The 19,758-nt window shown below is 58.6% G+C and carries 20 protein-coding genes, 1 tRNA gene and 1 pseudogene; 17 read left to right on the top strand and 5 right to left on the bottom strand.

The annotated features are described in order from the left end of the window. Nucleotides 1–149 precede the first annotated feature (149 nt). A tRNA-Ser gene (locus Q1A20_RS24855) sits at nt 150–239 on the bottom strand. Between the two features lie 160 nt (nt 240–399). Between Q1A20_RS24855 and Q1A20_RS24850 the strand changes: the two genes are divergently transcribed. The 10 genes from Q1A20_RS24850 (at nt 400) to Q1A20_RS24805 (ending at nt 8,414) form a co-directional block, all read left to right on the top strand. Continuing rightward, nucleotides 400–1,239, top strand: a complete 840-nt coding sequence (locus Q1A20_RS24850; protein ID WP_299410876.1) for a DUF2059 domain-containing protein — start codon at nt 400–402, stop codon at nt 1,237–1,239. 3 nt (nt 1,240–1,242) lie between these two features. After that, a complete protein-coding gene (locus tag Q1A20_RS24845) occupies nt 1,243–2,052 on the top strand; it encodes a DUF2059 domain-containing protein (protein ID WP_299737136.1) in 810 nt (269 codons plus the stop codon). A 185-nt stretch (nt 2,053–2,237) separates the two neighbouring features. Next, on the top strand, nt 2,238–2,912 hold the full coding sequence (locus tag Q1A20_RS24840; protein ID WP_298975032.1) for a 50S ribosomal protein L21: 675 nt from the start codon (nt 2,238–2,240) through the stop codon (nt 2,910–2,912). 11 nt (nt 2,913–2,923) lie between these two features. Continuing rightward, on the top strand, nt 2,924–3,193 hold the full coding sequence (rpmA, locus tag Q1A20_RS24835) for a 50S ribosomal protein L27 (protein WP_195820307.1): 270 nt from the start codon (nt 2,924–2,926) through the stop codon (nt 3,191–3,193). 91 nt (nt 3,194–3,284) lie between these two features. Beyond that, on the top strand, nt 3,285–3,788 hold the full coding sequence (locus Q1A20_RS24830; RefSeq protein ID WP_299919392.1) for a GNAT family N-acetyltransferase: 504 nt from the start codon (nt 3,285–3,287) through the stop codon (nt 3,786–3,788). After that, a complete protein-coding gene (locus tag Q1A20_RS24825) occupies nt 3,785–4,387 on the top strand; it encodes a LysE family translocator (RefSeq protein ID WP_299410871.1) in 603 nt (200 codons plus the stop codon). The genes Q1A20_RS24830 and Q1A20_RS24825 overlap by 4 nt, the downstream gene beginning before the upstream one ends. Nucleotides 4,388–4,389: 2 nt before the next feature. After that, nucleotides 4,390–4,926, top strand: a complete 537-nt coding sequence (locus tag Q1A20_RS24820; protein WP_298975285.1) for a GNAT family N-acetyltransferase — start codon at nt 4,390–4,392, stop codon at nt 4,924–4,926. A gap of 35 nt (nt 4,927–4,961) precedes the next feature. Next, entirely contained in the window at nt 4,962–5,996 is a 1,035-nt protein-coding gene (gene obgE / locus Q1A20_RS24815) for a GTPase ObgE (protein WP_299919390.1), read from the top strand. Further along, a complete protein-coding gene (gene proB, locus Q1A20_RS24810; protein WP_299919388.1) occupies nt 5,984–7,090 on the top strand; it encodes a glutamate 5-kinase in 1,107 nt (368 codons plus the stop codon). Before obgE ends, proB begins: the two co-directional genes overlap by 13 nt. A 58-nt stretch (nt 7,091–7,148) precedes the next feature. Then, on the top strand, nt 7,149–8,414 hold the full coding sequence (locus tag Q1A20_RS24805; RefSeq protein ID WP_299919386.1) for a glutamate-5-semialdehyde dehydrogenase: 1,266 nt from the start codon (nt 7,149–7,151) through the stop codon (nt 8,412–8,414). Here Q1A20_RS24805 and Q1A20_RS24800 read toward each other — a convergent pair. Then, nucleotides 8,411–9,007 carry a histidine phosphotransferase family protein gene (locus tag Q1A20_RS24800; RefSeq protein WP_298975024.1) on the bottom strand — a complete coding sequence of 199 codons (597 nt, stop codon included), beginning with the start codon at nt 9,005–9,007 and terminating at the stop codon, nt 8,411–8,413. The two genes, Q1A20_RS24805 and Q1A20_RS24800, sit on opposite strands and share 4 nt — an antisense overlap. 28 nt (nt 9,008–9,035) lie before the next feature. Here Q1A20_RS24800 and Q1A20_RS24795 point away from each other — a divergent pair, with 28 nt between their 5' ends. The 3 genes from Q1A20_RS24795 (at nt 9,036) to Q1A20_RS24785 (ending at nt 10,926) form a co-directional block, all read left to right on the top strand. Beyond that, a complete protein-coding gene (locus tag Q1A20_RS24795; RefSeq protein WP_298975022.1) occupies nt 9,036–9,218 on the top strand; it encodes a DUF3553 domain-containing protein in 183 nt (60 codons plus the stop codon). A 104-nt stretch (nt 9,219–9,322) separates the two neighbouring features. Continuing rightward, complete coding sequence (locus tag Q1A20_RS24790) at nt 9,323–10,111, top strand: GNAT family N-acyltransferase (protein ID WP_299919384.1); 789 nt, start codon at nt 9,323–9,325, stop codon at nt 10,109–10,111. Next, the gene (locus tag Q1A20_RS24785) at nt 10,108–10,926 is read left to right on the top strand and encodes a 1-acyl-sn-glycerol-3-phosphate acyltransferase (protein WP_299410863.1); all 819 of its coding nucleotides are present in this window, start codon (nt 10,108–10,110) and stop codon (nt 10,924–10,926) included. Before Q1A20_RS24790 ends, Q1A20_RS24785 begins: the two co-directional genes overlap by 4 nt. A gap of 33 nt (nt 10,927–10,959) precedes the next feature. Here the strand turns inward: Q1A20_RS24785 and Q1A20_RS24780 are convergent, their stop codons facing one another. Continuing rightward, complete coding sequence (locus Q1A20_RS24780) at nt 10,960–11,538, bottom strand: PA14 domain-containing protein (RefSeq protein ID WP_299410862.1); 579 nt, start codon at nt 11,536–11,538, stop codon at nt 10,960–10,962. A gap of 302 nt (nt 11,539–11,840) precedes the next feature. On the opposite strand from Q1A20_RS24780, the gene rpsB reads away from it, so the two are divergent. Both rpsB and tsf read left to right on the top strand, forming a co-directional pair. Next, on the top strand, nt 11,841–12,647 hold the full coding sequence (gene rpsB, locus Q1A20_RS24775; RefSeq protein ID WP_299410860.1) for a 30S ribosomal protein S2: 807 nt from the start codon (nt 11,841–11,843) through the stop codon (nt 12,645–12,647). A gap of 126 nt (nt 12,648–12,773) precedes the next feature. Continuing rightward, complete coding sequence (tsf, locus tag Q1A20_RS24770) at nt 12,774–13,649, top strand: translation elongation factor Ts (RefSeq protein ID WP_299410859.1); 876 nt, start codon at nt 12,774–12,776, stop codon at nt 13,647–13,649. A 134-nt stretch (nt 13,650–13,783) separates the two neighbouring features. On the opposite strand, the gene aroQ is transcribed toward tsf, so the two are convergent. Together aroQ and Q1A20_RS24760 are read right to left on the bottom strand one after the other, a co-directional pair. Continuing rightward, the gene (gene aroQ, locus Q1A20_RS24765) at nt 13,784–14,221 is read right to left on the bottom strand and encodes a type II 3-dehydroquinate dehydratase (protein ID WP_299919381.1); all 438 of its coding nucleotides are present in this window, start codon (nt 14,219–14,221) and stop codon (nt 13,784–13,786) included. Nucleotides 14,222–14,426: 205 nt separating this feature from the next. Continuing rightward, nucleotides 14,427–15,650: a HAMP domain-containing protein gene (locus Q1A20_RS24760; protein ID WP_298975011.1), complete on the bottom strand. Its 1,224-nt coding sequence runs from the start codon at nt 15,648–15,650 to the stop codon at nt 14,427–14,429. 370 nt (nt 15,651–16,020) lie between these two features. On the opposite strand from Q1A20_RS24760, the gene Q1A20_RS24755 reads away from it, so the two are divergent. After that, nucleotides 16,021–17,661: an ABC transporter substrate-binding protein gene (locus Q1A20_RS24755; RefSeq protein WP_299919378.1), complete on the top strand. Its 1,641-nt coding sequence runs from the start codon at nt 16,021–16,023 to the stop codon at nt 17,659–17,661. Between the two features lie 1,075 nt (nt 17,662–18,736). Further along, nucleotides 18,737–19,758, top strand: a pseudogene (locus tag Q1A20_RS24750) (DDE-type integrase/transposase/recombinase); the annotation flags it as partial.

The raw sequence follows: 19,758 nt of genomic DNA, 5'->3' as shown, positions 1-19,758 counted from the left end.
CCCAAAGTACCACATTCTCTACCACTCAAGGAAAGAATATAGACGCCATCGAAAGAAACTCAAGGAAATGATGAAACAGCGCAACCGTTTATTAAACAAATAAAAAAGCCGCCCAGGGTAGCTCATTCAAATTTGGGAAAATGTGGTAGTGGCGGAGAGACAGGGATTCGAACCCTGGGTGGGCTTGCACCCACAACGGTTTTCGAGACCGCCCCGTTCGACCACTCCGGCACCTCTCCGCGGGGGTCTGGTGGACGGCATTTATGCGCCTTTTGATGCTGTGACAAGGGGAGATTGGCCAGCGACCGCTGCACACGGGGAATTTCATTGCCCCGAGACACAATTCCCCTAGACTCTCGCCCAACATCGAACAGATACCAATAATCACAGGAGACCGACATGACCGCCCTGATCCGAAATTATGCTCTGGTGCTGATGGTTGCGCTGATGGGCGTGGCTGCCGCAACCGGGGTGCGCGCGTCAAATCTGGACCGCCTCGAAGCCTTCATGGAAGTGACCGGCTTTGATGTCGCGTTGGAAAGCATCCGGCTGTCGGCGGAGACAGCACCCAATATGATCGGCCTGGAGGCGGATGATTTCGGCACGGAATGGACGCGGCTGGTGGAGGAAGTCTTCGACACCGAGCAGATGCATTCAATGGCCATCGACATCCTGTCCCAAACGCTTGACGAGGAGAATTTGAATCACGCGGTCGAATTCTATGCCTCCGCCCTTGGACAACGCCTCGTGGTCGCCGAAAACGCCTCGCACATGAAAGAGGATGAACAGCTGAAGACCGAAAGCGGCGAGGCCATTGTCGCCGGGCTGTTGCAGCTAGGCTCCCCCCGTCTTGAGGAGTTGAAACGCCTGAACAATGCCACCGGGTCCGAGGACGCCTCCATCCGGGCCATTCAGGAGGTGCAGGTGCGCTTCCTCATGGCGGCGGCTTCGGCCGGTGTGATCGACCTGCGCATGGATGAGGAAGACCTGCGCGAAAGCCTGAAATCGCAGGAAGGCGAAATGCGGCTCAGCATGCAGCGCTCCGCCTTGTCCGGGTCGGCCTATACTTATCAGGCGTTTTCCGATGACGAAATCACCGCCTATGCGGATGCTCTGGAAAATCCGAAGATGCGGCAGGTCTATGAATTAATGAACGCCGTGCAATTCGAAATCATGGCGAACCGATATGAGGCCGTGGCCCAGCGGATGCAATCGATGCGGCCAAGCCAAGACCTCTGACCCATGCGCGCAATCGCTCTTGTCATCACGTTTTGTCTGACGGCGATGCCGCTGTGGGCGGATGCGCGGGTGACCGTCTTGATGGATGCGCTGCGGTTGCCGGATCTGGTCCAGACGATCCGCGCGGAAGGTCTGCGCGATGCACAGGCGATCAATGAGGACATGCTGGACGGGCAGGGCGGCCCCTTCTGGGAGGCGCAGGTGCATGCGCTCTATGATCCGGTGGTGATGACGGATGTGCTGTTTCGCGCCCTGCAGCAGGGCCTGGACGATGACGCGCTTGATGCCGCAGTGACGTTCTTTGACAGCCTGCGCGGTCAACGGATCATGGAGATGGAGATCGCCGCCCGTCAGGCCATGATGGATGAGGCGGTGCAGGACGCATCGATTGAAACCTATGACACGCTGGCCAAGGCTAACGACCCGCATGCAGTACTGGTGGCGCAATTCGTGCAGACCAATGATCTGCTGGAACTCAACGTGGCCGTCGCCATGAGCAGCAGTTACCAGTTTTATCGCGGCATGGCGGATGGTGGTCTTCTGAAAAGCTCCGAGAGCGACATTCTCTCTGACGTCTGGGCCTCGGAGGGCACGGTGCGCAATGAGGCGCGCGATTGGCTTTTTGGCTATTTCATGCTGGCCTATCAGCCCTTGGATCTTGCTGATCTGCAGGCTTACCTCGCCTTCTCCGAAAGCCCTGCGGGCCAGGCGCTGAATACCGCGCTCATCTTCGGATCGGAAACCATGTTCAAGGATATTGCCTACGGTCTGGGGCGGGCTGTTGCGATGAATGCCGTGGGCAATGATATCTGACCCATTCACGCTTGACATAAGCGTCCGGGTGGTGCATCTGGCGGCTTCGTAAAGCAGGTCCGGTTCGCCGGGCCTTGCTGTCTTATAAATGAACACTCCGACCGGAGTGCGCTGTTCGAGGTGGCCATCAGGCCAAAACGCCCGAGACCGGGGACCACAGGACGCGGTAATGCGAAGGAAACGCGATGTTTGCAGTCCTCAAGACTGGCGGCAAGCAGTACAAGGTTCAATCGGGCGATATGCTCCGCGTTGAAAAACTGGCTGCCGATGCGGGTGAAACCGTTCAATTCAATGATATTCTGATGCTAGGGGGCGACAAGACGGTTGTCGGCGCACCTTTCGTCAAGGACGCCGGCGTTCAGGCCGAAGTCGTCGATCAGGTCAAGGGCGAGAAGGTCATCAACTTCGTCAAGCGTCGCCGGAAGCACTCTTCCAAGCGCACGAAGGGCCACCGCCAGAAACTGACCCTGATCAAGGTTACTGATATCCTGGCCTCCGGTGCAGATAAGTCCGGCGTGAAAGCAGCCATGGGCGCAGGCTCCGTTTCCGCAAAAGCGGTCGAAGCGGCAGCCCCCAAGAAAGCGGCCCCGAAGAAAGCCGAAGCCAAGGCCGACGCGCCAAAGGCAAAGGCGGCTCCTAAGGCGGCCAAAGCCGACGCGGGTGCGGACGATCTGAAAAAGCTGTCAGGCGTTGGCCCGGCGCTTGAGAAAAAACTGATCGAAGGTGGCGTGACCTCCTTTGCTCAGATTGCGGCATGGACGGAAGAGGACGTTGCTGCTATGGACGAGAAACTGTCGTTCAAAGGCCGGATCGAGCGTGAAGGCTGGATCGAACAGGCCAAAGAACTGGCTAAAGGCTAAGGAGAGACCAAATGGCACATAAAAAAGCAGGTGGTTCATCCCGGAACGGTCGCGACTCAGCGGGCCGTCGTCTTGGCGTGAAACTTTACGGCGGTCAGGCCGCCATCCCTGGCAACATCATCGTACGTCAGCGCGGCACCAAGTTCTGGCCCGGTGAAGGCGTGGGCATGGGCAAGGATCACACGATCTTTGCAACTGTCGATGGCGCCGTGACCTTCCACAAGGGTCTCAAGAACCGTACGTTTATTTCGGTCCTGCCGGTGGCGGAGGCCGCTGAATAAGCCCTTTCCCAAGGACATGACACATTCAGGGGGATCGGCGACACCGCCGGTCCCCTTTCTCATTTTCGCCATACCGAAATGTTAGGCTCACATGATGTCGAAGAGCATCCACACCGAACGGCTGACGCTGCGTCCTTACCGGGATGAGGATGCGACCGTTGTGGCCGAGCTGATTGGCAACCTGTCGGTATCGCGCTGGCTGACCCGCGTGCCACATCCCTATACGCCACAGGATGCGCTGAGCTATTTCGAGCTTTCCTCAGGCGCGGAAAACGTGCTGGCCATTACGCTTGAGGATGATGTGATTGGCGGCTGCGCAATCGAGACCGAGCTTGGCTACTGGCTGGGAGAACCCTACTGGGGCAAGGGCTATGCGTCGGAGGCCGCAGCCGCACTTGTGGACCGCCACTTCCGCACAAACACCACGACATTGCGGTCTGGCTACATGCCGGGCAACAGGGCGTCAGCGCGCGTGCTGTCCAAGCTGGGGTTCGAGCCTGCGGATGTTGAGGAGGCGGAATGCCGCGCGTTGCACACCACGGTGAGCCTGCAGAAAATGAGGTTGTCGGCTGAGAGCTGGAGGGCGCGGTCATGAGCGTCGCTGTCGCCAGTTTCGCCATCTTTGCCGCCTCGCAGGTCGGCACGCCGGGGCCCGCCAATATGGCCCTGATGGCCACCGGTGCGCGCTACGGGTTTCGTGCGGCGTTGCCTTTTGTGGCGGGGGTGGCCCTGGGCAAACAGCTGGTGATCTGGCCCGTCGGTTTTGGCCTGATGGAACTGGCCGACAGAGCCCCCTGGGTGTTTGAGGCGCTGAAATATGCCTCTGCCGCCTATATCATCTGGCTTGCGTGGAAAGTCGCAAACTTGCGCCTGACCGCCACACAAGATGCCCAGAGCGCGCCCGGATTTGCCGCTGGTCTCATCGTACACCCGCTGAACCCCAAGGCCTGGGCGATGATTGTCGGTGGATTTACGGCTTTTGTGGCGCCTGGCACGCCTGCCATTACCGCAACAGCAACCATTGCTGCGGTATTGCTCGGCTGCCAGATTCTGTTGCATCCGCTTTGGACACTTGCCGGTGAGGCGATCGCCAAGACCGTAGCAGGAACGGCAATGGAACCTTATCTCATGTGGACCCTCGCGGCGTTGACCGTCGCGTCGGTGTTATTCGTATTGTTCGGAGGAGGGACATGACGGTGGAAATGAAAAAGATAATCGCGCAGCCCACGGTGGAAACCGATCGCTTTGTGCTGCGGCCCCTGCGCAAATCTGACATGGGCCTCATCGACCTTTATGGCGGTGACGAACGCGTGGCGCGCATGACCACCTCCATTCCACACCCCGTGCCGCCGGGCATGACGGAGGCATTCGTGGCCCGCGCGATGTCCGATGAGCGTGATGAGGATGTCTGGGCGATGGATGGAACCCTCTCGGATGGCTCTGAACTGATGGGCCTGATTTCGCTGGAACGCATGGACCGCGATCAATCCGAAGTGAGCTATTGGGTGGCGCCGCCCTATTGGAACACTGGCCTCGCATCAGATGCGGTTCAGGCTCTGGTGAGCGCCAATCCGCTGCGCAACAAGACCATGTTCGCCAGCGTTTTTCAGGACAACCCGGCTTCGGCGCGGGTGTTGACCCATTGCGGGTTCGAATACCTTGGCGATGCGGAAAGCTTCAGCGTGGCGCGTGATACCACCGTGCCCACCTGGACCTATTTGCGAAAACTGTGATTGAGGGCAGCGCCCCTTAAGGCTAGGAAGCCCCCATGAAGTTTCTCGATCTGTGCAAAGTATACATCCGCTCGGGCGCGGGCGGCGGTGGCTGTGTCAGCTTCCGGCGGGAAAAATACATCGAATACGGCGGTCCCGATGGCGGCGACGGCGGCACAGGCGGGTCCGTCTGGGCCGAAGCGGTGGAGGGGCTGAACACGCTCATCGATTTCCGCTATCAGCAACATTTCTTTGCCAAGAACGGCATCCCTGGCATGGGCCGCCAGCGTACGGGTGCGGATGGGGATGACATCGTGTTGCGGGTCCCCGTGGGCACTGAAATTCTCGACGAAGATCAGGAAACGGTGATCGCGGATCTGACCGAAGTGGGCCAGCGCGTGCAACTGGCGCGCGGCGGCAATGGCGGTTTCGGCAACCTGCATTTCAAATCTTCCACCAATCAGGCGCCGCGCCGTGCCAATCCCGGTCAGGACGGTGTGGAGCGAACGCTCTGGCTGCGCCTGAAGCTGATTGCGGATGTCGGCCTGCTGGGGCTGCCCAATGCCGGCAAATCGACCTTTCTGGCGGCCACCTCCAACGCCCGGCCCAAGATCGCTGATTATCCGTTCACCACGCTGCACCCCAATCTGGGGGTTGTCGGTGTGGACAATACGGAATTTGTGGTCGCGGATATTCCGGGCCTGATCGAAGGGGCCTCCGAAGGGCGCGGACTTGGCGATCTGTTTTTGGGTCACGTCGAACGCTGTGCGGTTCTGTTGCATCTGGTCGATGGCACGTCCGAAACGATCGCCGAAGATTATCAGACCATCATCACCGAGCTGGAAGCATATGGTGGGGATCTGGCTCAAAAACCGCGTGTAACCGTGCTGAACAAGATCGATGCACTAGATGAAGAAGAGCGCTCAGAGGCCAGAAAAGATTTGGAAAAAGCCTCTGGTGGCGATGTCATGATGATGTCAGGCGTGGCGCGCGAGGGGGTGACGGATGTGCTGCGCCTGCTGCGCGGGCAGATTGACGACGACCGGTTGCGGCACCGCCCCGCCGTGGAGGAAGAGCCGTGGCATCCCTGACCGATGCGCGGCGGATCGTCGTCAAGATCGGGTCGGCCCTATTGGTGGACCGGACGTCCGGTGCGCTGCGTCAGAATTGGCTGACGTCTCTGGCGCAGGACATTGCCTGGCTCAAATCGCAGGGTGTTTCGGTGGTTCTGGTGTCTTCGGGCTCCATCGCCCTGGGGCGTGGCGTGTTGGAGTTGCCCACAGCGGAACTGCCATTGGAGCAGTCCCAGGCCGCGGCCGCTGTCGGGCAGATCCGGCTGGCCCGCGCCTACGAAGAGGTGCTGGCCCCGCATCAGATCACGACCGCACAGGTGCTGGTCACGCTTGAGGACAGCGCCAACCGCCGCAGGTACCTCAACAGCCGCGCGACGCTGGAACAACTGTTGTCGCTGGGCGTGGTCCCCATCGTCAACGAGAATGATACCATCGCCACCGATGAAATCCGCTTTGGCGACAATGATCGTCTGGCCGCGCAGATCGCCGTGACTGTCGGCGCAGATCAGCTGATCCTGCTGTCGGACGTGGACGGTTTCTATTCTGCAAACCCGATCGAAGACCCAAGCGCCACCCGCTTTTCCATCATCGACAAAATTACCGGTGAGATCGAAAGCATGGCCGGGGATGCAGGCTCCGGCCTGTCAAAAGGGGGCATGAAAACCAAACTGATGGCCGCAAAAACCGCCACCGCGGCGGGATGTGCGATGGCGATTACGGAAGGATCGCCGCTTAACCCCCTGAAAGCACTTGAAGAAGGGGCCGCTGCGACCTGGTTCAACGCACATACGGATCCGCAAGCCGCCCGCAAAAGATGGATCGCGGCGATGAAGCCGCGCGGCACTGTGACCTTGGATGCTGGCGCCGTCACCGCCCTGAAATCGGGGAAAAGCCTGTTGCCTGCGGGGGTGGCTGCTGTCTCTGGCGCTTTTCTGCGGGGGGATCCGGTGGCGATTGCCGATGTTTCCGGCCACGTGCTCGGGCACGGGTTAAGCCGATATACAGCCGAAGAAACCGACATTATCAAAGGCAGAAAATCGCAGGACATCGAGGCGTTGCTGGGCTATCCGGGCCGGGCCGCTTTAATCCACCGCGATGATATGGCACTTTAGACCGTGACGCGGAAAACGGCATGGTCGATCTCCAACATGAAGCACAGGGCGCAACACGATGAAAGATCTTGAAAATATTCCCGAAGTGATGGCGGATATCGGCGCGCGTGCAAAGGCGGCGGCCGCCCAGCTGGGCTTTGCCAGTGCAGAGCGGAAACATGCGGCGCTGATTTCAGCGGCCGAATACGTGTGGAAAGACAGGGCAAGCATTCTGGAGGCGAATGAGAAAGACCTTGCCTATGGGCGCGAGAAGGGACTTTCCGATGCGATGATGGACCGGCTGGCGCTGGATGAGGATCGGCTGCGCGGGATTATCGACGGTCTGCGCGCGGTGGCAGAGCAGGCCGATCCTGTGGGTGAGGTGATTGCCGATTGGACCCAGCCCAGCGGATTGCACATCCAGCGGGTCAGAACGCCTTTGGGCGTAGTCGGCGTGATCTACGAAAGCCGCCCCAATGTCACCGCGGATGCCGGTGCCTTATGTCTGAATGCGGGCAATGCGGTGATCCTGCGCGGTGGTTCGGAGAGCTTCCATTCCTCCAGCGCGCTGCACGCCTGTCTGGTGCAGGGGCTGCGCGATGCCAATCTTCCCGAAGATGCCATCCAACTGGTGCCCACGCGGGATCGTGCGGCGGTTTCGGAAATGTTGACCATGACCGACACCATTGATGTGATCGTCCCACGCGGCGGTAAAGGGTTGGTCGGCTTGGTACAGCGTGAAGCGCGCGTGCCCGTTTTTGCCCATCTGGAGGGGATCGTGCACATCTACATCGATGCGGACGCCGACCCTGAAAAAGTGCTCAAGGTCGTGCTGAATGCAAAAACGCGACGCACCGGCATATGTGGCTCTGCAGAATGTCTTTTGATCCACCGGGACGCGGCGCAGACGCTCGGGCGCGGTGTGATCCGCGCGCTCATCGACGCCGGCGTTGAAGTGCGCACCGATGACGCGCTGCGCAGCATCGAGGGCACGGTTGCCGCGACCGAAGAAGATTGGGGGCGCGAATATCTGGATATGATCATCGCCGCGCGGGTGGTGCCCGATCTTGATGCCGCGATGGCGCATATCCGCACCTATGGATCGAACCATACCGATTGTGTTCTGACCGAAAACGCCGAAGTGGCGCGCCGGTTCATGACAGAACTGGATTCCGCGATCCTCATGCACAATGCATCAACCCAGTTTGCCGATGGCGGCGAATTTGGCATGGGGGCGGAAATCGGGATCGCGACGGGCAAAATGCATGCACGCGGACCCGTGGGCGCGGCCCAATTGACGAGCTTCAAATATCTGGTGACCGGGCAGGGGACCGTGCGGGCTTAAAACCGCAGCTTGACGTCGGTTTCGGACATTTCGCTGACGATGCGGCGATTGTCGTCCGCCGCGACCGTGGGCAGGAGCGCAAACTGCACCTGCGCCGGGCGCAGATCCTGCGGTGCCTCTTTGGTGGCGAGGATCGCCCACAGTGGCTCGTCGATGTTCAGCTTGTCCGCCCTTCCGTGCAGCAGCCAGCTGCCATCGTCGTGACTGATTTCAATCCGACCGCCATAGGGCATCGCGTTTTCCAGGCATTGCAGGGCCAGAAATGCCATGCGCACCCCTGCGCGCGGCTGCGGATCGAGCGGGCCCCAGGCAACATCAAGGCGGCTTGCCTCCATCAGATCATCGAGGATCGAAATCACCTCGGCCCGGCCCATCATCTGTTCCCCCGCCGCCCCGAAAGCGATGCGAAAAAACCGAATGCGGGCGCTGGCATTTCCGACGCTTTCCTGGATCAGATCAATCTCCGGTCCGGGCGTGGCACCGGCCATGCCCAAAAGCTCCAACCCATTGTTGATTGCCCCGATTGGCGATATGAGATCATGGCAGATGCGGCTGCCGATTAACGCGGCAAGGTTAACGTTGCTCTGGCCCATCTACTGTCTCCTGCTCAAAAAGGGTTCCATGGAAGATCTGAATGCCATCCTGTCACCCGGTATGTTGGTGCAGCACCCTGATCGCCCCGAATGGGGTACCGGGCAGGTGCAAAGTAACGTAAATGCCCGTGTCACCGTGAATTTTCGGGACGAAGGAAAGATCGTCATTGATAGCACCCGCGTTGCATTGCTTCCGGTATTTGATGGCTGAAGAACCTTGCCAAAAGGTTAACGCGCCCATTTGCTTTGTAAACCCGGCCAAGGTGTCACGTTGCAAGCGAAGCGGGAATTAACTATGTCCAATGGGCATTTGACATGATCACCGCGGACCCCGCCAAAATGGACGCAAAGCCTCAGACGACGTTTTCGATCAAGCTCGCTGAAACTCAAGGCGAGCTCGAAGCGGCGCAGCGTTTGCGTTACAATGTTTTCGTCGAAGAGCTGGGCGGAGGGGGCACCATGGTGGACCACGCCGCGCGGTTGGAGATCGACCGGTTTGATCCCTATTTCGACCATCTGTTGCTGACCGACAGCGCGCGCGGCGAGGTTGTCGGGGTCTACCGGATCATGCGGCGGGATCAGGCGGAGGCGGCCGGGCAATTCTATTCAGCGGATGAATATGACCTCAGCATTCTGCTGAATTCCAATCGCAACGTCCTTGAACTCGGGCGTTCCTGTCTGCACCCGGCCTACCGGGGCGGCATGGCGATGTTTCACCTCTGGAACGGGCTGGCGCATTACATTGCCGATCACGACATCGAAATTCTGTTTGGCGTGGCAAGCTTTCACGGCACGGATATCTCCAAGCTTTCGGAGGCGCTCTCCTTGCTGCATCACCGGCATCTGGCGCCAGAGGACCTCAGGGTCAGGGCGCAGCCCGCCGCATTTCAGCGCATGGACCTGATTGCAGAGGATCAGCTGGACACCCGCGCGGCGATGCTGGCGGTCCCCGCGCTGATCAAGGCCTATTTGCGTCTGGGCGGCTTTGTCGGGGAAGGGGCCTATATCGATCATGCGTTCAATACCACGGATGTCTGCCTGATCCTCGACACCGCACGGATGAACGCGCGACAGGCAAAGCTCTACCAGGGCCCGGCTGCATGAGTGCGACCTGGTACGGCGACGCGCCGCCGCCAGAGGCCCGGATCAGCACGCTGGGGTGGGGGCTGGTGATCCTGCGCGGGGTGCCGCTGGCGTTTCTGGTTTTTGGTGGTCTGTTGCTGTTGCTGCTGATCCGCATTTTCGAACGCCCAGTATATGGCACGGCGCGTCCCCTTACGCCGTTCATCACCGTTTTTGTCTGTCGTACCGCGCTGCGGATCATGGGGATCGGCTTTGATGTGGTCGGGCAGCCGATGACGGGGCAGGGCGCGGTGGTGGCCAATCATTCCAGCTGGCTGGACATCTTCGTGCTGAATGCCCGCAAGCGGATCTATTTTGTCTCCAAATCCGAAGTGGCCGCCTGGCCGGGCATCGGCTGGCTGGCCCGGGCAACCGGCACCGTTTTCATCGAGCGCAATCGCGCCCGCGCCGCGGAACAGGCCGAGGTGTTCCAAGCCAGGTTGCATGCCGGGCACCGGCTCTTGTTCTTTCCCGAAGGCACCAGCAGCGATGGAAAACGTGTTCTGCCTTTCAAGAGCACATTATTTGCCGCCTTTTTCACACCGGAACTGCGCGATGTGCTGTCGGTGCAACCCGCGAGCCTGCGCTACCATGCGCCCCCCGGGACGGATCCGCGGTTTTACGGCTGGTGGGGTGACATGGATTTTGGCAGCCACATGCTGCGCCTTCTTGCGTCCGCAAAACAGGGCCGCGTCACCGTTGTCTATGGCGCGCCCCTCAAAGTTGTAGACTATGGGGATCGTAAAGCGCTCGCCGCCGCGTGCGAAGCGCAGGTGCGCGCGGGGCACCAAGGGTGAGCGCAAGAGACGGTCTCACCCGCGCGCCTTGTCTCAGTGGAAAAAGGCGCCGTCCGGCACCAATTCCAGCCCGTCACTGTCCGGCCCCCATTCCATCATCAGACAGGCGGTGCCCTTGCGCTGAAAATAGGTGGCCTGCAACGGATAGTAACCCGCTGACGGGACATCGACCTCGATCTCGCCCGCATAGCCACAGGCATGCACCTGATCGTAGTCGCCAACGACATGACCGCCGATGCTGATTTCCAACCCGTCGTTGTTCAGAAAATCCAGCACATAGGTGCCCGGCGCATCGAATTTGATGTAGCCGGAAATATCCGCCGCCACCTTCATCGCCTTGCCGGAGGTCAGCGTGGCATCCCCTTCCTTCGTGTCATCATAGGAAAGGCCGACCAGCGGGGTGCCCGCCTCGCTCTTGCGCTTCAGCGCCTTGCGCGCGCTTTGCACGTTGCGCACGTCATTGGGAAACGCATAGGACACCGCCAGTCCGGGGCTCAGCGCGCTGGCACTGGGTTGCGGATCTGCGGGGTTGAGGGTCAGCGGCGCAGCCAGGGTCAGGCCCGGCATCAGCAAGGCAACCGCCACGCAGGCGGATTTCACAGGTATCGTCATGGTCACTCCCGGTTGTCGATCATTGGATCAATGGCCCTCTGCGGGGCCTGTGAGGCGATACTAAGATGGGTTTTCTCGTGGAGACAAGCATTCCGGCGCAAATTGCGGTCACATATTGCGCGATTCAGGTGGTTACAGGCTTGCGATCCCACAACGGCTGGCCTATACGGCGGCCACTGAAACCCACAGGCGGGGTTTGGGCTTATTGGGGGAGACATCCTCAAGGGTCCGCCGGTTGGCACTGAAACACCATAAACAGTGTCATGCCCCCGCCGAGGATAAAACCGGAAAGGTAAACACACATGGCTCTTCCAGAGTTCACCATGCGCCAATTGCTTGAAGCAGGCGTACACTTCGGCCACCAGACGCAGCGTTGGAACCCCCGCATGGGTCCGTTCATCTACGGCGCGCGCAACGGCATCCACATCATGGACCTCACGCAAACCGTTCCCATGCTGGACCAGGCGCTGAACGTGATCCGTGAAACCGTCGCCAAGGGCGGCAGCATTCTCTTCGTTGGTACCAAGCGTCAGGCGCAGCAGCCGATTGCCGATGCCGCAGAGAAATGCGCACAGTATTATATGAACCACCGCTGGCTCGGCGGCACGCTGACCAACTGGCAGACGGTTTCGCAGTCGATCAACCGCCTCAAGCAGATTGACGAGCAATCCGAGCGCGGCTTTGAAGGTCTGACCAAGAAAGAGCGTCTTGGCATGGAGCGGGACCAGGGCAAGCTGCAGGCCTCCCTGGGCGGGATCCGCGAAATGGGCGGTCGTCCGGACCTGATCTTCGTCATCGACGTGAAGAAAGAAGCGCTGGCCGTGGCCGAAGCCAACAAGCTAGGCATCCCGGTTGTGGCCGTGGTCGACACCAACTGCCCGCCCGATGGCATCGATTACATCATTCCGGGCAATGACGACGCCGCCCGCGCCATCTCGCTCTACTGCGATCTGGCCGCACGCGCGGCCCTCGACGGTATGTCCGCGCAACTGGGGGCAGCCGGCGTTGACCTTGGTGCGATGGAAGAAGCGCCAGTTGAAGAGGCCGTAGCGGAAGAGGCCGTGGAAGCCCCAGCCGCCGAGGCGCCTGCGGAAGAAGCGCAGGCCTGAACGGCGTTACACGCATGACATATGGGGCAGGGACAACCTGCCCCAACACGACATGATTTTAGGCGGGCCGTTGGTCCGTGTTTATGGCGGACATCTGGTCCGACGATTCCAAAAGGAGAACCTCAGATGGCGATCACAGCATCTATGGTCAAAGAGCTGCGCGACAGCACCGGCGCAGGCATGATGGACGCGAAAAAGGCCCTGACCGAAAGCGATGGCGATATGGAAGCCGCCGTGGACTGGCTGCGCACCAAGGGTCTGGCCAAAGCAGCCAAGAAATCAGGTCGTACCGCGGCCGAGGGTCTGGTGGCTGTTAAGGTCAACGGCGGACACGGTGTTGCGGTTGAGGTGAACTCGGAAACCGATTTCGTCGGCAAAAACGCGGAATTCCAGGAAATGGTCGCTGGCATCGCGGATGTGGCACTTGGTGTGTCCGACGTGGACGCGCTGAACGCTGCAGACATGGGTGGCAAATCGGTTGCAACTGTTGTGACAGACAAGATCGCCACCATTGGTGAAAACATGTCTGTGCGCCGGATGTCCGCCATCGATGGCGAGGCTGTTGTGTCCTACGTGCACAATGCCGCGGCACCCGGCATGGGCAAAATCGGCGTTCTGGTCGCATTGACCGGTGGCGACGAGGCCTTTGGCAAGCAGGTTGCAATGCACATTGCGGCGGTAAACCCTGCTTCCTTGTCCGAAGACGACCTCGACCCGGCCGTGGTCGAGAAGGAAAAGCAGGTTCAGATGGACATTGCACGCGAAAGCGGCAAGCCCGAAGCGGTCATCGAAAAGATGATCATCGGTCGGATGAAGAAATACATGTCCGAAGTGACCCTGTTGAACCAGTCCTTCGTGGTGAACCCCGACCTGACCGTCGGCGACGCGGCAAAAGAAGCGGGTGCATCGATCACCGGTTTCGTGCGTCTGGAAGTGGGCGAAGGCATCGAAGTGGTCAAGGAAGACTTCGCGGCTGAAGTTGCGAAAGCCGCCAAAGGCTGAAGTAGGCCAAAATCTTTGAGATCTGAGGAGGGCGCAGCACTGCGCCCTTTTTCATTTTAAAGCGGGGTTGAGAAGCTTCACAAGCGATCAACCTAAGAATTATTATTGAAAAATCAGCTTATTATAGTCAAATCTTAATCTTTCACATGTGCTTGCATTGCATCCAGTGCCATGATGTATCCGCGCGCGCCAAACCCGCAGATGATCCCAATCGACACTTTCGCGATATAGGACACGTGCCGGAAATCTTCGCGCGCGTGCACGTTGCTCAGATGTAATTCAATCGCGGGCAGGTCGACCGATGCAATGGCGTCCATCAATGCCACAGAGGTATGTGTATAGGCGCCAGCGTTCAAAACGATGCCGTCCGATACACCGCGCGCGGCATGAATATGATCGATCAGCGCCCCTTCATGGTTGGACTGTGCAAAGCTGATGGTGCAGCCATTGGCATCAGCCCAATCGGCGCACATCTTCTCGATGTCCGCAAGTGTGGTTGCGCCATAGACCTCAGGTTGCCGCGACCCGAGCAGATTGAGGTTGGGACCGTTCAGGACAAGGATAGAGGTCATAATGTGCTCACTTGAAAGGATTTGCCATGCATAGACGCATGTTGCGCGATCTGTCCAGAGCAAGGGCAGGGGCGCCTTGTCAGATCTTATTTTGGGGAGACCAAAGCTCCTGCAATGATGGTGGGCTATTTTTCGAAGATTGCGACCAAGGGCGACGATCCTGCTCAATCACCCCCCACAAGCGTTCCCAGACAAAACACCGAGGTCAGTCCTCCGCTCGCTTGCTCTCCGGCTTCAGCCGCCCAACCAATGCGCCGCAGGTCTCGATGATGGCTTTCAACCGCTCTTCCAGCCGGGTCATTTCGAGCGTCGATGACTTCAGCGTTTCGCTTTGATCCCCCAGATCCGCAAGGCTGGTATAAATCGTCTCGCTGGTCGTCGTTTGAGCTTCGGCATTTGCAACGACCTGTCGCAGGGTTTCCAGCAAATCTGTCGCTGCGGCGGTATCCTCAACCTTGGTCAGCGCCCCATCCAGCGCTGCGATGGAGCCTCGTACAGCATCAAACCATTCGTTTGACAGGCGCGGTTCCTGTTTTGCGCTGAGCATTGCCTGCCGCTCTAACCGTCGCACACCGGATACAACATCGTCCACTGTATCGCGCAGCGCCCCCTGCACGGCGATGATATCATCATTGGCGGTCACAACCTTGGCCAGAACCGTGTCGAGTTCGGCGACGATACCGGTGATGCGATCCAGAAAGAGATTTAGATCGCGCGCCAGAACGCCAAATTCGTCAGAGGTTCGGATTTCTGCGCGATGATCCAGACGCCCGTAGGCACGCGCAAGGTTGCTGATGACGGATCTGAGTTCCATAAGGGGTTCCAGACGCGCGCGCAGGATCAGAAACAACAGCAGTGAATGCAAAACGATCTTTCCGGCCGCGAGAATACCCGTCAATTGCACATCCTTCAGCCAAAGGGCGAAGTCCCGGTAGAGGTAGTTGCGCACCGTGACCGTCCCCAACACATCCCCGACCGCGGCCTGAGTATGGCAGGCAAGACAGAATTCTTCGGCAAGAATATCGGTTTTGAAAGTCTGGAAACGGCCTTCGGGCCAGTCTTCTGCGGGGATGCCGCGCGGCGTAAATCCAAACCCCTCTTCTATGGACGCCACCGTCACAGGCGCGGGTTCGATGGCGATGACATAGCCCAGATCGGACCAGTTTTCCTCCAGAATAGGATACATCGTCCGGGCGGCCACCGGGCCGCCTTCGTTCCGCATGATGGACCGAACGTTCTCCGCAAGATCTTCGGCCACGATTTCGGCTTCGTCTGTGCCGTCGAAGTAATAATTGTAGTAGACCAATGCCGCTTTGAGCGAGAATTCGACAACGGTTACGATGACCAGAACCAGAAAGAAGTCGCGGATCATGTGCACAAGAAATGACTTGTCGAACCGGCCGATGGAGGGACTGTTCTGATCAATCATGCATTTGTCCGACGCTGCACCTGAGGAGACAGGTAGAGCGGCAAGACCTCATTTAAAGGCTCAAGGCCCGGAGCATCAGATTCCAATAACGCGTTTTGTCTCTTCCAAATGGATCGGTGGAGGCCGAGCGGCGGTGCAAAAAGGCAGGGATATCGCGGAAAAGATCGGTCTCGGGCGCCAATGCAACGTGAGCGCGCGCGCTTACCTTTCGCTTCCGGCGTACAATCGCGGAGGCTTGCGGTTTTTCATTGATCGCGTGGCATTTGAGCTATCTTCAAGTTTAATGCAATGGGTGTGATGAAGCCGCTCCGGGCGGCTCTGACACCAACAATGGCCACGCGATCCTTTCACACGAACAGATGGGAACTTTATGACCTTTTCCGACACCGTCCACCCTGCCGCACGTGATTACGCCAAAGAAGTTGCCGCGGGGACCCTGTCGCGGCGCGAATTCCTGACCCGGGCCACATCTCTGGGTGCCAGCGCTGCAGCCGCTTACGGGTTGCTGGGGCTATCGCAACCGGTCAAGGCCGCAGCACATGCGCAAACCGGCGGGACACTTCGGATCGAATCTCTGGTGAAGGCGCTCAAGGACCCACGCACCTATGACTGGCCGCAAATGTCGAATTACACGCGCGGCTACCTCGAATATCTGGTGGAGTACCAAATCGACGGCAGTTTGACGCCAATGCTGCTGGAAGGGTGGGAGATCAATGAGGATGCGACCGAATACACGCTGTCGGTGCGTCCTGGCGTGACCTGGAACAACGGCGATGCCTTCACGGCCGAGGATGTCGCTTTCAACATCGCGCGCTGGTGCGACAAGGGTGTGGAGGGCAACTCGATGGCCTCCCGGATGGGATCGCTGGTGGACGACGCAACCGGGCAGGCGCGCGAGGGCGCCATCACCGTGGTCGACGACACCACGCTGCGCCTGACGCTGGGCCAGCCGGATATCACATTGATTGCTGGTTTCTCCGATTATCCTGCGGCCATCGTGCATCAAAGCTTTAACGGTGACCCACTGGACAACCCGATCGGCACCGGCCCTTATCTGCCCGAGGACTTCGAGGTCGGCATCCGCGCGGTCCTGGTCAAGAACGCGGATCACGACTGGTGGGGGGAAGGCGCCCACCTGGACCGGATCGAATACCTCGATTTCGGCACCGATCAGGCGGCCATCGTCTCCGCCGTGGACGCTGATGAGGTGGACATGGTCTACGAATCCATTGGCGATTTCATCTTCCTGCTGGATGACATCGGCTGGACTAAATCCGAGGCTGTGACGGCCAACACGGTTGTTTTGCGCCCCAATCAAATTGCGGAAGTGGGCGGGGTGCAACCCTATGCTGACGCCAGGGTGCGGCGCGCTCTGGCGATGGCCGTGGACAATCGCGTGCTGCTTGAACTGGGTTTTTCCGACAATGGGCGGGTGGCCGAAAACCACCACGTCTCGCCGTTGCATCCCGAATATGCCGAATTGCCAGCGCCTGTCTTTGATCCCGCGGCGGCCAAGGCGTTGATGGATGAGGCTGGTATGGGCGATTTTGAGCATGAATTGATCTCGATTGACGACACCTGGCGCAAGAACACAACCGATGCGGCCGCAGCAATGCTGCGCGATGCGGGCTTCAACGTAAAACGTACGGTCTTGCCGGGGGCGACCTTTTGGAACGATTGGGTGAAATACCCGCTGTCGACGACCGATTGGGCGCAGCGACCATTGGGCGTGCAGGTGCTGGCGTTAGCTTATCGATCAGGCGAGCCCTGGAATGAGAGCGCCTTTTCCAACGCGGAATTTGACGCGCTGTTGGCGGATGCGCTGGCCATCGCGGACGCGGATCAGCGTCGCGAGGTGATGGCCAAGCTGCAGAAGATCATGCAGAATGAGGGTGTGGTGATCCAACCCTATTGGCGTTCGGTTTATCGCCATCACAAGGAAAGCGTCATCGGTGCGGAGATGCACCCTACGTTCGAGATACATGTTTCCAAGTTGGGATATGCCGCCTAGCGATTGTGGCGGGATTTAACGTCGCCCGGTGGGAATATGCACGCGAGGCGACGTCCTCAATGCGATCATAGGTATTCTCAGTTGATTGCTGGCCCATTTAGTCCGCGACGCACGCGAACCACTGGCATCCAGGGTAGGGCGCTTAGTACCTTCCTCTCAGGGCACTAAGGCAGCAGTGTCCTTGGATTGCTCAATCATCGGGAATAGTTTTGAACACCGCCCGTTGTCTTTGTGAACTCACAGTGTCAACGGAGCATACAATGACATCGGCAAATCTGAACAATGAAGCGTATGGTCAGTTGAATCGCGAGGACCAACCTCCTCCTACGCTATGGACGAGCCAGGTCAGAGGTCGGGCCGAAAGCACGCTGGACTGTGAAACATCGGTTTCATTAGCGTGTCACCTCAATCCCATCTTTGAAATGGCCGAGGATTGGGCCGTTCTGATTCAGTCGCTGAAGAAACAGTGTTTCAGCCTTGTCTTTAAGGAAGGCCAGTTGACGTTGTTCAATGATGTAACAGGGACCAATCTGTGTACTTGTGCGTCACTGGGAATTGAGTTTGCCACATTGAGGGATCGGTTAGGCAAACCCAGCGTTCGGGCGCCGTCTGGCAGATTTATCTCCAAAAAATGCCGATCATAGCAGATTTGCCAGTGCATATTTCCGATGCTCACTCAACCCATGCAAATCCATCAGATTCAGCGCAGCTCGTCGCTTCGCGTCAGGCGTCTGCTGTTTCTATGGGGTCACAGACTTGGATTACCTCACGTTGGAGACTAGCAAGAGAGATGACAAAGATCAGAATTCGTTATGTCTTTGTTTTCTCCAAATAGAGAATCTCAACAAAGCGGTCTCATCATATGACAATCCGACAGCAGCTGTCCGATTTTTTTTGTTGGTGAGACTGCGAGATATGCAAAAACATTTACTTAGCATTTTGAAATGTTGAGATTCACATTTCGCTGAGTTTGTGGATGGTTGAGGATCTTGCCTAACGTCATCGCTAATGGGACAGTTTAGGCTAATTTGATAAGAGAGGGTTTCTGGCACATCGTAACCACCAAGGCGTGGAGATGAGACAGAAACCCGGGACCAAGCGGAGCCACGGTGAGAAGGTCATGAATGACATCCGCCGCGCGCACCACTGCCCAGCCGTTTATACGCAGTATCAATGAGAGGGGCGCAAACAATATTCAGCCGAGGAGAAGATCCGGATTGTGCTGGACGGCTTGAAGGGCGAGGACAGCATCTCGGAGCTGTGCCGCCGTGAAGGCATTGCCCAGAGCCTGTACTACAGCTGGTCCAAGGAGTTCCTTGAGGCTGGAAAGAAGCGCCTTGCGGGCGACCCGGCTCGTGCAGCGACGTCGACTGAAGTCAAAGACCTTCGACGGGAATCCCGCGACCTCAAGGAAGTCGTGGCCGAACAGGCTTTGGAGCTGCGGCTGCTCAAAAAAGCATGATCGCGGAGGGGGACGACGGCGCATGAGGTATCTATTACCCGGCAGGCGATTTGGCTAAGCCAAATCTGCCGAGAGGGCGGCATCCGAGAAGCTGGAGATCATTCGACTGGTTAATGGGTCGCACCTGCCGACCAATCGCACCTTGGACAAGCTGGGCATCCCGAGTACCACTTTCTATCGTTGGTACGACCGGTATCTATCGGGCGGCCCCGAGGCGTTTGAGGATCGCAGCCCTAAGCCGTCACGGGTCTGGAACAGCATTCCGGAGCCGGTGCGCGAGAAGATCAAAGACCTGGCCTTGAAGGAAAGTGATCTGTCGCCGCGTGAGTTGGCCGTGCAGTTCACTGACACGGAAAAGTATTTTGTGTCAGAGGCTTCGGTCAATCGCATCCTCAAGTCCTACGAGCTGATCACCAGCCCGGCCTATGTGGTTCTGTCGGCGGTGGACGAGTTCAAAGACAAGACAACGAGGCCGAACCAGCTCTGGCAAACCGACTTCACCTATCTAAAGGTCATCGGCTGGGGTTGGTTCTATCTGTCAACGATCCTCGATGATTGCAGCCGCTACATCATCGCCTGGAAGCTCTGCACGACGATGAGAGCCGAGGATGTGACCGACACGCTCGATCTGGCGC

It is taken from the genome of uncultured Roseobacter sp. (assembly GCF_947501835.1).
Lineage (GTDB): Bacteria > Pseudomonadota > Alphaproteobacteria > Rhodobacterales > Rhodobacteraceae > Roseobacter.
The sequence above is the reverse complement of the archived record's forward strand: the minus strand, read 5'-3'. Positions and strand labels throughout refer to the sequence as shown.